Here is a 12,206-nt window from a genome sequence, read left to right as displayed (position 1 = left end):
TTTCGAGACTGGAGAAGCGGGCCGACATGAAACTGTCGACGCTTCGCGATTATGTTGAATCCCTTGGCGGCACGTTGAAGATCGTCGCGGATGTCGCGGGCAAGAAAGTTGATCTGTCGGGCATTGCGGAGCGCTCCCGACACGGCCCAAAGCTCTGAGAGACAGGGCAGGGAATGGCAGCCTACAACCCTGCCGCCTTGGTGAGGTTTACCCTGAACCGATCGCGCCTGCGCTGGTAACGCCTTGTCATCTCGGCGGAGGCATGGCCGAGCTGTTTCTGGACATAGCGTTCGTCGACCTCGGCCGAGGAGGCGAGGCCCGCTCTCAAGGAGTGACCGGAGAACAGTTTTATCCGTTCGGCCTCGGGCAACTCGCCGCGAATGCCGGCGGCGAGCACCGTCTTCTTGATGAGGCGGGCAATCTCCTGGTCCTTCAGCCGTTCGGAACCGACGGCCTTGCCCTTGCCGGTGACCCGGCGGAATAGGGCGCCATGGCCGATCCTGCCGAGCTTCAGCCAGGTTTCCACGGCATGGACGGGACAGGTGAGATCCGAGGAGCCGCGGCCGATCTCCACCTCGCGCCAGCCGGTCTTGCCGCGCAGCGGCACCAGCATGCCCTTGTCGAGGATCTCGATCCAGCCGTTGCCGTCCTCGGTCTGGTCGCGGCCGCAATCGAGCGCGACGATTTCCGAGCGGCGCAGACCGCCGGCAAAGCCGATCAGCAGCATGGCGCGATCGCGCAGGCCCCTAAGCGTTCCCCGGTCGAGCGTTTCGACCATGGCGATCAACTCCTCGGGCAGGATCGCCTCCTTCTGGCGCGGCGGGGCCGCATGACGATTGCGGATGCCGGCCAGCACCGTGGCGATATGGCGGTCGCGGCGATCGAGCGTGAGACCGCGCTGCGCATAGTTCCACGCGATTGCCGACAGCCGCCGCTCGATGGTGGAGACCGCGCTCGGCTTTGCCCGCGGGGCCGCTTCGCCTGCGGCGAGCGCCGTGATGTAGAGCCCGACGGTCTGTGCATCCGGCGGCAGGGTCGCAAGCCCCTTGCGCCGGCACCAACTTGAAAAATGCGCCCAGTCGGCGGCATAGGCGCGCCTTGTATTGGCCGAACTTGAGGCGTCGACATAGCCCCGGGCGCGTTCGACCAGCGGCGCAAGATGACCCGTCAACGCGCCCGACGGCTGCAATTCATAAGCGGCCGCTGTGCCGAGAGACGGGCTGGCGTGCGGATCGGCGTCGTTTTCGGGCATTGAGGGCCTCAAAATGGCGGGTTCTCTCTTTAATGAGCATTATGAACGATAATGCAAGATTATCATTCATAAAAAGATAACGACAGGCAGTGCGGATATTGCTGAAACGGATGGCATAAACCGCACATCCGGTGTAGCGTCTCCGGCATGGATTCGTTGCCATTCGCCCCCTCATCAATGCCGATCCGACTGTTCAGTCTGCCGGGATGGTCGCGGTCGCGCGGCCGCGATGTATCGGAGGCGGATGCGGCCTTTGCAGCCGGCATCGCCTTGAAATCACTTGATGATCTGGTTCAGCTGGATCCGGTCTGGGCCGGCTGCTGGCGGTCGCGGCAAGCCCTTAAATGTGCTGCCGTTGCCGTGCGGCTGATGGGCCGAAACGAGGACGATCACGCGTTGCGTGACGCGGTTTTGCTGACTGCCCCAGGGGATGATCCCGGACCGGCCGGAAAGCTGTTTTTGGTCACGAAAAGATCGCCAGGTCGATCCGGTGGTGTCACCACGAATTTCGTAAATGAGCTCGCGGACTTGTTGGCGCTCGGATGGGATGAAGACCTTGCGGCAATTCCTGATCTGGTCGATGCTGCGCTTCAATCCGGGCGGGCGGCTCCCTTCGCGGTGGCGGACCTGATAACGGCGATTTCTGCCGTTCGCCCGGACGCTGAAGTGCTGGCGTTTATGCTGGCCGACAGTGTCCTGGCGCAAAAACTCAAATGGCCAAAACCTGTCCCGCTTCTGCTGTCCGAACGCTACGGTCCAGCCTTCCGCACCATTGGGGGGAGGGGGCGGGTCCGCCCCGGCGAAGTGGCGTTCGCCACAGCTATCTGTTTGGCTCTGGTTGACGCGATCGATTCAGCCTTGCGGTCAGCAGCGGAGATAGCGCGTCGCGCAGATCAGCTTCTGGCCGTTGCTCCCAAACTGCGTACCAAAGGTGCCGAACCGATCATTCGTAGCTTGCTGGATGAAGATGCGGTCCTGGCTTCGGCCCCGGGCATCAAACTATCTCGTTGGGCAAGCACCCGGATGTTCGAGCGGCTTCAGAGTTTTGGCGCCGTGCGCGAGCTGTCCGGCCGATCGTCGTTCCGGATCTATGGATTGTGAGGATGACCGGAACGAGCCCCGCGAAGTCAAGACAAAGAACGCGATCAAGTGAAGGAGACGAACGTCTGCTTGATCGGGAGTTGAGGGATCTGCCGGTGGAATTGCGGTGGCGGGAATGGATGATGCGGGTCGAGGCAGTGATTTTTGCCTCGGCTGAGCCGGTGACGCGTGAAATGTTGGCGCGCGTGGTCGGAAAGGATTGCAGCATTGACCTGATCATTGATGACCTCATCGAAGAGTTGCGTGATAGGCCTTATGAGCTGGTCTCCGTGGCTGGTGGTTGGCAGCATCGGACCCGAGTGGCTTATGCGGAGGCGATCCGGGCTTCTTGCGCGCCGACGCGATCTGCCGCTGCGGTGCTGTCCGAGCATGAGTCCATGGTGCTGATGGCAATTGCTTATTTCCAGCCAGTCACACGCGGCGAGCTGTCGAAGATCTTTGGCAAGGAGGTCAGCCGCGATCTGATCGGATCGCTGCGTGGCGCAGGGTTTATTTCCTCTGGGCCGCGCAGCCCGACGCCAGGGGCGCCGTATACCTATGTGACGACGAAACATTTTCTGTCGGCCTTCGGCATGGAGACATTGCGGGACCTCCCGGACATGGAGGCGCTGGAGGATGCAGGGTTGTTGAGCCGCAATGCTGTCAAAGAGGAGGTGGCCGATTCACAAGGCGGAGCCGCCGATGAGGAGGGCCAGGAATCGCACTCTATCGAGTGAACGGAACTGGCTCCGAACGCTTCAGGATCAGCTTCGGAATGATGGTAAGCATCGAAAGAGCCGTTGTGACAGACAGCCGAATACTCAGACCTTGTTGGCCAAGTGTGAGAGGTCGAACGCCGTGAAGGCGCCGAGAGCCCAAACCCCAAAAATGAAGCCTACCATTTGAGTGGCAAGCGCAAGCCGGCGCCATGTCGTCAGAACGTCTCGATATCAGTGCGTTGATCTCGATCCGTGACAATGAAATGTTACCAACAGAATTCAGTCGGCAAATACTGAAAGGGTCGAAGAATGAATGAACAACCGCCGGTGCCGACTATTGATGGCATCCTGTCCGGCCTCGTTTTCGAGGGACAGGGTTATGAGTTCAAGGCACTCCTGAACCTGGATGATAAACGTGGAAAATCAAACTTCATCGATGATGTCGTGGCGTTCTTGAACGCTGGACCTGGGTACTTGATCGTCGGCGTGCATGAAAAGAGGGGAGTCTTCTCGCGCTTCGAGCCAATGGAGGGCGATCGCGATGCCCTACAACGCCGCATCACTTCAATCATTCAGGACAACATAGACCCCAAGCCATTGGGCGTTCATGTGAAATTCCTCGATTTGGACGCGGGAGGGTTCATTTTGTGGCTCGATCTCCCTGACCATCGCCTGCGGCCTTATCAGAATAAGATTACCGGCGGCTTTCATTTACGCACCGGTGCGCAAAACACGCCGATCCCCCGTGACCAACTCCACGCGCTGTTTACACCGATCGAGAAGCTGGAAGCCGATACCGTACAGCTAATGGAGCGTGAGAATGCGGCTGTCGAGGCGCGTGACATCATGCAGAACGACGGCGCAACGCTGCATATCGCGATCGTGCCACAAGAGCATTATGAACGGGAGCGGGCGCCTTTCGATCCCGGGCGGGGTGTTCTGAAAGTGATGCGTCATTATCACGGGGAGAGCCAGGGTGTTTTCAAAGGGTGTGAGAATGGCGTCGAGGCTCGGGACGCGACGTTCCAAGAATGGCGATCAATCTCGCGCTTCTTTATCGGTGATGATTGGCTCGTCCACTCCTATGTCTCCCATCCTTTCTCTGTCCGGGATGGGGAGGGACGACTAACAGTTCATGAGTTTCGCGAGGAGTTCGCTCGACACTTGCGTGATATCCAGCTCGTTCTGGACGATTCTGGCATCCGAGGACCATATGGGGTTCTTCTCGCGGTGAAGAATCTGCGCCGCAATCCAAAACTTGAATGGGCCTTTCCCAATGCCAGCGCTGCCAGTCTCGGTCGGCCGATGCGGGTTGAACGCGTGGATGAACAAGGTCTCATTGATCGGTTCTATGATAAGGTCAGAAGTGTTTCGGTCTATGGCCGCTGACGATCGCGTGTCGAGCGCCCTTGACGAATCGCAGCGGTAGCGCAATTGTTCCCGGTGGACCGTGGTTCCTAACCTGTCGCCAAGTTAAAAGCCGCACTTCTCTTATAAGATGTACGCCGAATCCTGTCCCTCGGCTGCTGATTTAAATGGCGTCCAGCTGCCGAAGCGATGAGGTTTCGCCATGCACTTGCTTGTCCATGAATCCGATCTACCCTTCATCAAGGAAAGCCTGAGAAAGTCTCATCCTGAGACACGGCCGACGCACCGAATGGAGGCGGCCGCAAAAGGCTTAGGGTTTTCAACCTATGCCAGCTTTCTGACGTCGATAAAGAGCGGCCGCCTACGGATAGACGTCGATAACGAAATGTATTGTGCCGCTTTAGGTGTATCTGCCATCATCGATGGCGAAAAGCGCGCCCGATATCTTTCGCGCTCCGTGGCTCGGGCAATGCTTCGCAAGGTGCTTGATGAGAATCCAGAGCTGACGCTACGAGGTTTCGACTCGATCTGGCATGGCGGCCGTGATGAGTTGCGGAAGCCGAAGGAAGAGCGTGAAGCTCTGTTTGCGGACAGACGACGCGAAGCCTACAATGACGATTGGGCGGCAGACCAGTTCGAGTTGGCACTGATCTTCCTTTCGCGGCAGAAAAGGACGAAATCGTTCAATCGCCAAGTTGGGAGTTACGGCTTGAAACATCGTGCCGAAGACTTGTCGCGGGCGTTCGGACTGTTCACATACTTGGGGAATTATGTTTCCAACGGAATGCTTCTTGCCGCTGCCTTTACTACAGGATTTTCAGTGAAACGCGTCGCCTACGATTCGTATAATGCCTATCTGAACATCTCCATGCAGACCGTGAACGCGGCACGAGGTTACGAGCGAAACTCGCGGATCGAGGAAAATCCGGCAATCGTTCTCTCGATGTACGCGCCAGCTACTGATTTTGAACCTGCGTATTCTGGATAGCGGCGGGATCGACCAAAACGCTGCTCCGCGCCCCGAAATGATTTGTATCAATGATGATCGAGGTTGTGTCCGGGAAGGTCAGGTCGGCAGTATTTTGCCTTGGACCAGCCTTTCGATGAATCCTGCGTAGATAGGGGAGGCTAAATGTATAGTTGCTTGAAAGTAGGCCACACGATTGCGTATTTTTCCTATGGCGCATACCTTCATCTCTATCAACTACAATAGTATAGAGGATTCTGCATGCATATTCTTCAACGCGTAGCGAAGACAACCAAGGTAAATGGCAGTGGCGTACCCTCCGACGCTGAGTATGACGTTGTGGCTGGCGTCTGGCGCGGTCAGGAGGGATTAATCGCCTTTGATCCGGAAAGCGAGATGAAGACCAAAAAGAACGATCTCGAGACCGGTGAAGATCAAAAAGGCGAATGACTTTGCTGGCGGAACGCGTGGAGGTGCTGATCTTTTCCAGTTTGGCCGATCTGTCCACCGATCGTATATGTCATCATTTGGCGGACATGAACGTGTCCTTTCTCCGGATTAACCGCGAGCAGCTTTCCGAGTGGGGGATTACGATTGATCCTTTGGCGGCCAGTATGATTTGTCGCCATGACCAGAGAGAATGGCAGGTGGGCTCGGGACTTCGGTCGGTCTGGTGGCGGCAGCCCACCTTTCTCAGAAATACGCCTGGGCGAGGGCTGTCTCCGTCAGAGCAATTGGAACGGTCGCAATGGGCTGCCTTGATGCGTGGGATGATGCTCTTCGATCAGGCGGTCTGGGTCAATCGGCCGACAGAGACTTATAACGGCGAAATCAAGCCACTGCAGTTGCGCAAGGCGGCCATGCTTGGATTCGCGGTACCGAAGACTAGGATAACCAACGACCCGCTGGCGGACATTCCGCACGTCATTGGGGACAAGGTTGCACTAAAGAGCATTGATACCGTTCTTTTGTTCGAGGGTGACGTACAGCATTTTGGGTACACGACGATCATTGATTGGAGCGAGTGCGCCGACGAAAGCTTGCGAGCAGCCCCTGCGACATTTCAGGCTGTCCTTTCTCCCAAAACGGATCTTCGAGTTACGATTGTCGGAAAGCGGTTGTGGTGTGTTGCTGTGACAGACGGTGGTGCGGCAATCGAAGGCGACTGGAGGCTTCGACCGAAGGCGGTATTGGAGTATCACGATTATTCTCTTCCCCCAGAAATCGCCGACCGTTGCCTGAAGTTGGTGGAGCAATTCGGGTTGGAATACGCAGCGATCGATCTGGCTCTTTCGAAAGATCAGTATTGGTTCATTGAGATAAATCCGACTGGGGAGTGGGGCTGGCTCGACCGAGGAGGTCGAGGGATTTCAAATGCTATTGCGGAGGCACTCGCTTGTCGTGGTCAACCTTCCTGAATCCGCTCTTGCCGGATTTCTTCCGGATATACCCTATTAATCGGAAGCTTCTGAAAAGGATGGAAGTTTGGCAAACGCACGAGGCTTTTGCTGATATCCGAAAACTCGGTGATGACGATCTTAAAAAGTATATCGAGAGCGAGTGGGTGAGAGCCAAGGAACTCGATGATAAACTTTCAAAGTTGACTGCGACACTATCGATTGCTCTGACTGTTGGTGGCGCAGTGGCGAAGACTGTTGTCGATGGTTTGGCGCCATCGACGATAAAGTACATCGTTTTGGCATTGCTGTTTGTATCGATGCTGTTCTTTCTTTGGGGGGGCGCTTGTCGGCTTCCAGGGTTTAAGACCAAAACCTCGATATGGCTATGGATCGAAATATCTCGCAATAATTGCTGAAGGCGGAGCGGGTGGCCGTCAAGCAATGGAGAATGCCGCTTGCGGGTTTGAGACAGTCAACCTGGTACGCGCAAACGAAGCATCTTTGGCAATCGGCCTGATCCGCAACGGCGTCTTTGCCTTTGCCATTGCAATGGCTGTCAGTTTCATCAGTCCCTCGAAAGGTCAGGAACCGGCTCCAGCTTTGCCAAAATTCGAATTGGTCGTGGTACAGAGCCGTATTGTCGGATTCGAAGCCCGTAATCCTCGCGACGATGCCTCTTGAGCTTTTCTGGATCGGCCTGTTGGTCAGAGGTTTATCATTGATGGCGAGCAACACGGTGAAACATCACAGCGCAGACGGCTACCAAGATCTGAAAATGCAGCGCGCGGAACGCGGCTCGTCAGGACAACCGCCGCGTGCCCCGTGCTTATTCTTTTGACTGAAGCCCCTCAATCTCTCGCCGTTGCTCGGCATGTTTTTCGGGGTTCTGTGCCCTCAGTTTCTCGAGGTTGAGAACCTTCCAACGAACGGCCGGCAGATCAGCCGCTTGTGGCAACCCGATGGCTTCGAAATCTGGTTCGCCGTCGTGGAGTGACAGCAGGAAGCGCATCGCGTTGTCGTCAAGCTTTGCGAGGATATCCGCCGTCATCCGGTTCCTCGCTGCCTTCAGATCGTCGAGGCCGACTGGCTCGATCGTCATCCCCTCGAACTCCTTGACGAAGGCCTCGTCTAGCGTTGCGAGCGAAGGCCTGACCAACTCGTGCGGCGGGCGGCCGGAACTGCCAACGTAAATCAGAAATGTTCGAAACAACGCGTCGCTCAGCCCCTCGTTTTCATAGAGCAGTTTTACGTCGAACAGATCACGCGGATGCTGCCGGTCTACCGCCGCATGGAGCTTTCCGCCAAACAGGTCCTCGAACGAAACGACCTGCATTTCGGCGAAGCCGAAATTGTCCTCTACGGCCGCGCTCACGCGTCGGCGTTCGGGTGGATGGACAGTTCCGCGCGCAACGGGAGATGTCTCGACCTTGATTTCGGCAATGCCCTGCCGGACGAGGAGGCGGGTGTGGTTGTTGCCGCCGCCGGCGATCCTCTGGACGTTCACGCCCCGCAGGTTGCCCATCAAGTCTTCGCGGATGTGCTCCAGTGTCGTGTCGATATTTTTCAGTGTCGTTTCGCGATCCTCAATCGGCAGATAGGTCAGGTCGATATCGACCGAGAGCCGCGGCATGTCGCGATAGAAGAGGTTGATTGCCGTTCCACCCTTCAGGGCGAAGGCCTCGTGGCGGGCGATGAATGGAAGGGTCCGCACCAAAAGGTCGACCTGGCGCATGTATTGGTCACGGGCCATACTGGGCCTCCTTTGGCATCAAGTCATTCGGGACTGTGATGCGATAGATGGGGTGCAGCCGGCCGCCCGGTGTCAGCGCCCGGTCGCCCTTTCCGAGATCGACAGAGGAGACGTCGATGTGCCGGCGCCAGGCATGATTGTGCTTGTCAGCAAACACGAAGAAGAGGCGCTTGGTTTTGACGCTTCGGCACAGGGTAAGGAGCGTCGTCAATAATCTCGGGCGCAGATTGGCAAGGCTCTCGAACGCCACGTCCACCTTGTGGTAGCTTTCGCCCTTTGGGACTTCGTCTAGCATTTCGAGGATCGCGCGCTCGGGTGAGGACATCGGCATTGGCCAGCGCCATGGGCTTTGTGCCAGCTCTGGATCATCGTCGTTGGAAAGGTCGAAATCCGCGTTTTCGACGCCGGTCGCCCCTTCGCCGAACAGGACGTTACTCCTGGTCTTCACGTCGGCGTCCGTCCGCAGCTTCGATAGCCATGTCGGGATATCGGATCCATAGAGATAGAGGGTAAGTTCGCGGCTGAACGAGAGGTAATGAGCATGTCCCCGCAAGGAGAGGGAGCTCGCCCCGCCGACATGGAACTCATGCCGCATGAGCCAGACGGCTGAGAGCAGGGGTATCTTCCAGCCACCGACAGCTTCTGGATTGGTATCTGAGGAGAATGGGCGGCGGTACACGCCCGACATGACTGGCTCGAGCCAGCCCTGCTTGATATAGCCAGACACGGATTGTCGCGAGATGGCATGGCGGGCCATCCATTTCGAGTCTACCAGGAAGCCGGGGGGGACTTGCTGGAGAAGTTGCTTTAGCTTTGTCTCTGGTTGTCCATTCATGTTTGACGTTATGCCACAAAATTAAAGCAGGTGCGAATGAAACTTTACAAATAAATCAATTTGTCAATTCTGAATTGACTATTTGTGTCAACTGAAAAGTGACGTGAGAAGTTTGATGCTCCCTCGGCGTAACGGACTCGGATCGCCCTAGACGGTTCAGCGCAACTGTGCAGTGTGCTCGCATTCTGGATACTGATTGCATCCCAGAAACCGGCTGTTACCGCGGCCATTCCTTTCGACCAACTGGCCAACCCGGCATTTGGGACATTGATGCAGGGGATCGCCATCGATCGATTCAAATCGCAAATCTTCGCCGGCAATGTCGGAAAGTTCGCGGATATATCGAGAAGGCTCCCGGCTATTCGTGAGCAAAAACACGCCGCGGCTTGCCCGAGTCAATGCGACATAGAAAAGGCGACGCTCTTCGGCAAACTCGAAGCTTTCTGGTCGTGGCATGACCAGATTGAGAAGTTCGTCGTCCTCGATCCGGCTCGGCACGCCGTAGTCGCCTTCGCTGACATCGAGCAGGATTGTGTAGTCGGCCTCGAGTCCTTTGGCGCGATGGAACGACAGTCCGGAAACCTCGATATTTTCGAATTTTGGCGGTGTACCCTTGAACGGATCGAGCTGGTTATAGCGCCATAGGACCATGACGTTGAGCTTTTCGCGCCCCTTTGTCCGCCATTGCCCCGAAATCCCACCCAGGAACGAATTTAGCCGTTGCAAGAGCTGGTGACACGCCTCGCCGAATTCCGGCTTGCTCCCTTCACCACTGATCGGAATGACCCGGATCGATCGTGGGATGGCTGGTCGCGTCGAGCGTACCGACTTCTTCAGCTGAGCCGAGTTTCGCTGAACGAAGCTGGCGGCCGTCTCCGCTATGAGCTGATTGCAACGGTACGTTTGCTCCAGTCGACCTTGCCAGCTCGCTCCGAAGTTTGCCTCGAACTGCGTGAAAATGGTAATGTCAGAACCGGCAAAACGATAGATCGATTGCCAGTCGTCACCAACGGCAAAGATTTTCGTGAACGGCTTCTGGTGTTTCAGCGCCTTGATCAGATTCGCGCGTGGCTCCGATACATCCTGGAACTCATCGACAAGGATCAGCGAGTAGGGGCTCCGGTATTGCCCCGTCTCCACGAGATGTGTGGCGTTCGCGATCATCGAGTCGAAGTCGATGCGTTTAGCCTGGTCCAGCTTCCGTGAATAGGATTCGGTGATCTTCCAGATCACCTGAGCAAATTCTCGGGCACGGGTCCGGTCATGGAGCGATTTGGCTCGCTCAAGCAGCATGTCCAGGGTGAGGTGGCTAGCCCGGATGTGCTTGATACAGACCGCTGTCAGCTTGTGATAGTGCTTGATGACCACTGGCTCGAGACCTTTGACGATTGCCGTGTAGCTTTTTTGTTGGAGTGGAATGCCTCGTTTCGTGATTTCTGCCTGTAGGGTTGCGAGCAGCGATCCGTCGCGTGCTTGCGCCGACGTTGTCTGAAATACGTCGATGCCGGCGTTGCGGTAGGCGGTCATCTTATGCTCGGCATGGGTAATGTAGTTGTCGAACGGGGAGGAACCGTCCGCATTGATGGCGAGGTGCTCATGGATGGTATTGCTGGCAGGGTAGTGGAAGTCCGGATGCAGATGTCGGATCCCGCCATTATCCTCTTCGATGGGGATCTGACGCTCGTATTCGAATTCGACGGACTGCAACCAGAGCCAATTGACGATCGTCTGTTCCTGAAGTGATTTCACATAGATGCCAGCCATTGTGCCAATGGTCGCATTACCTTTTCGTCGACGTGCTGAGAGGTACCGATCATAGTCCGCCTTGGAATCGAACACTTCTGCCGGAATATCCGCCTTGGGATGAAGGACGAGGAGATTGACCCAGAGCCGGGAGAACTCCGGATCCGACCGCAGCAACTCGTCAATGATCTGTTCAATGACCTTCGCTTCGCCGGCGGGGTGCTCAACCCAGTTGACAAGCTGTGGCGGCTGTCCTTCGACTTCCCGAATGACACCGAGACCGAGCGCGTGAAACGTGGTCACCTTGCATTTCAGATCGTCCGGATCGACCGCCAGCTGCCGGGCTACTCGCTCCTTCAGTTCGTGGGCCGCGTCCTTGTTGAAAGCGAGCACAAGAATATCTTCCGGGCGGTAAAGCTTCTTGTCGAGGACATAGGCGACCTTGCCGACCATCGTGGCGGACTTGCCCGATCCAGCGGAGGCGACAAGAAGGTTGTTGTCCTCCAGTCGAATGCAAGCTTCGCGTTGCTGATCGGACAACGACCGGCCGTCCAGGTCGTCGAAGAACGATCGGTATCTCGCCAGCTCGGCCGAGACAAACGCATCGTTGTATCTGTGGCGGACAGCAGGATCGGTGATGAAGGCGAGCGATCGGGGAAGCGTCGCTTTCACGGTGGCTGTCATCAATTCCGGATCGAACAGGGGGTGCGAAAGTGCCGCGGCGGCTTGACTCTCCACACTGGCAATAGCCCGTGCAAGGTCAGCATGGGCGAGATATTGGTTTTGTCCCTCCACGATAGCCATCAGTTTCGTATCCACCGCGTTCAGATGCTCGGTATCGGAGCTGATCAGATCGAAGAGGTAGCTGTTGATGAAACTATAGAGATCGGCCGCCAACCGGGTGGCAGCCTCTTCTCCAAGACAATTTAGGCTGTAGACCTGATCGCGAGCCCGGACTTCGACCGAATGCCAGAGCAACGCTTTGCTGACGGAAATCGCGACAACATTCAGGCACGCAATGTTCTCGGCGCCGTTCTGGGGACTGTCCTGATTTTTGTGCTGTGGCGTGGTAACTGCTCTTTGAGGAGACCC

12 protein-coding genes are annotated in these 12,206 nt (G+C 56.7%); 8 read left to right on the top strand and 4 right to left on the bottom strand.

Going from position 1 to position 12,206, the window contains the following annotated elements:
- Positions 1–181: 181 nt before the first annotated feature.
- On the bottom strand, positions 182–1,252 hold the full coding sequence (locus AC5DC2_RS10935; protein ID WP_448469211.1) for a tyrosine-type recombinase/integrase: 1,071 nt from the start codon (positions 1,250–1,252) through the stop codon (positions 182–184).
- 147 nt (positions 1,253–1,399) lie between these two features.
- Here AC5DC2_RS10935 and AC5DC2_RS10930 point away from each other — a divergent pair, with 147 nt between their 5' ends.
- From AC5DC2_RS10930 to AC5DC2_RS10895, 8 genes are all read left to right on the top strand, one after another.
- Entirely contained in the window at positions 1,400–2,353 is a 954-nt protein-coding gene (locus AC5DC2_RS10930) for a DUF1403 family protein (RefSeq protein ID WP_024710146.1), read from the top strand.
- A 2-nt stretch (positions 2,354–2,355) separates the two neighbouring features.
- Entirely contained in the window at positions 2,356–3,069 is a 714-nt protein-coding gene (gene scpB / locus AC5DC2_RS10925) for an SMC-Scp complex subunit ScpB (protein WP_024710147.1), read from the top strand.
- Positions 3,070–3,360: 291 nt separating this feature from the next.
- Positions 3,361–4,440, top strand: coding sequence for an AlbA family DNA-binding domain-containing protein (locus AC5DC2_RS10920; RefSeq protein WP_024710148.1), 1,080 nt, complete (start codon positions 3,361–3,363; stop codon positions 4,438–4,440).
- 181 nt (positions 4,441–4,621) lie between these two features.
- Positions 4,622–5,407: a hypothetical protein gene (locus AC5DC2_RS10915; RefSeq protein WP_024710149.1), complete on the top strand. Its 786-nt coding sequence runs from the start codon at positions 4,622–4,624 to the stop codon at positions 5,405–5,407.
- Positions 5,408–5,647: 240 nt separating this feature from the next.
- Positions 5,648–5,836, top strand: a complete 189-nt coding sequence (locus tag AC5DC2_RS10910; RefSeq protein ID WP_024710150.1) for a hypothetical protein — start codon at positions 5,648–5,650, stop codon at positions 5,834–5,836.
- Positions 5,833–6,804: an MvdC/MvdD family ATP grasp protein gene (locus AC5DC2_RS10905; RefSeq protein ID WP_036238494.1), complete on the top strand. Its 972-nt coding sequence runs from the start codon at positions 5,833–5,835 to the stop codon at positions 6,802–6,804. The genes AC5DC2_RS10910 and AC5DC2_RS10905 overlap by 4 nt, the downstream gene beginning before the upstream one ends.
- Positions 6,783–7,202: a hypothetical protein gene (locus tag AC5DC2_RS10900; RefSeq protein WP_024710152.1), complete on the top strand. Its 420-nt coding sequence runs from the start codon at positions 6,783–6,785 to the stop codon at positions 7,200–7,202. The genes AC5DC2_RS10905 and AC5DC2_RS10900 overlap by 22 nt, the downstream gene beginning before the upstream one ends.
- Before the next feature lie 25 nt (positions 7,203–7,227).
- On the top strand, positions 7,228–7,467 hold the full coding sequence (locus AC5DC2_RS10895) for a hypothetical protein (RefSeq protein WP_024710153.1): 240 nt from the start codon (positions 7,228–7,230) through the stop codon (positions 7,465–7,467).
- 145 nt (positions 7,468–7,612) lie between these two features.
- Here AC5DC2_RS10895 and AC5DC2_RS10890 read toward each other — a convergent pair whose 3' ends face one another.
- The 3 genes from AC5DC2_RS10890 to AC5DC2_RS10880 form a co-directional block, all read right to left on the bottom strand.
- Positions 7,613–8,536, bottom strand: a complete 924-nt coding sequence (locus tag AC5DC2_RS10890) for a nucleotidyl transferase AbiEii/AbiGii toxin family protein (RefSeq protein WP_024710154.1) — start codon at positions 8,534–8,536, stop codon at positions 7,613–7,615.
- Entirely contained in the window at positions 8,526–9,371 is an 846-nt protein-coding gene (locus tag AC5DC2_RS10885; RefSeq protein WP_024710155.1) for a type IV toxin-antitoxin system AbiEi family antitoxin domain-containing protein, read from the bottom strand. The genes AC5DC2_RS10890 and AC5DC2_RS10885 overlap by 11 nt, the downstream gene beginning before the upstream one ends.
- Before the next feature lie 156 nt (positions 9,372–9,527).
- Positions 9,528–12,134 carry a UvrD-helicase domain-containing protein gene (locus tag AC5DC2_RS10880; RefSeq protein ID WP_491698494.1) on the bottom strand — a complete coding sequence of 869 codons (2,607 nt, stop codon included), beginning with the start codon at positions 12,132–12,134 and terminating at the stop codon, positions 9,528–9,530.
- Positions 12,135–12,206: the final 72 nt, after the last annotated feature.

It is taken from the genome of Martelella sp., assembly GCF_984369615.1.
The sequence above is the reverse complement of the archived record's forward strand: the minus strand, read 5'-3'. Positions and strand labels throughout refer to the sequence as shown.

Excerpts from the sequence above, each read along its gene's own strand:
- AC5DC2_RS10935 (WP_448469211.1), bottom strand. The coding sequence starts at position 1,252 with ATGCCCGAAAACGACGCCGATCCGCACGCCAGCCCGTCTCTCGGCACA.
- AC5DC2_RS10930 (WP_024710146.1), top strand. The coding sequence starts at position 1,400 with ATGGATTCGTTGCCATTCGCCCCCTCATCAATGCCGATCCGACTGTTC.
- scpB (WP_024710147.1), top strand. The coding sequence starts at position 2,356 with ATGACCGGAACGAGCCCCGCGAAGTCAAGACAAAGAACGCGATCAAGT.
- AC5DC2_RS10920 (WP_024710148.1), top strand. The coding sequence starts at position 3,361 with ATGAATGAACAACCGCCGGTGCCGACTATTGATGGCATCCTGTCCGGC.
- AC5DC2_RS10915 (WP_024710149.1), top strand. The coding sequence starts at position 4,622 with ATGCACTTGCTTGTCCATGAATCCGATCTACCCTTCATCAAGGAAAGC.
- AC5DC2_RS10910 (WP_024710150.1), top strand. The coding sequence starts at position 5,648 with ATGCATATTCTTCAACGCGTAGCGAAGACAACCAAGGTAAATGGCAGT.
- AC5DC2_RS10905 (WP_036238494.1), top strand. The coding sequence starts at position 5,833 with ATGACTTTGCTGGCGGAACGCGTGGAGGTGCTGATCTTTTCCAGTTTG.
- AC5DC2_RS10895 (WP_024710153.1), top strand. The coding sequence starts at position 7,228 with ATGGAGAATGCCGCTTGCGGGTTTGAGACAGTCAACCTGGTACGCGCA.
- AC5DC2_RS10890 (WP_024710154.1), bottom strand. The coding sequence starts at position 8,536 with ATGGCCCGTGACCAATACATGCGCCAGGTCGACCTTTTGGTGCGGACC.
- AC5DC2_RS10885 (WP_024710155.1), bottom strand. The coding sequence starts at position 9,371 with ATGAATGGACAACCAGAGACAAAGCTAAAGCAACTTCTCCAGCAAGTC.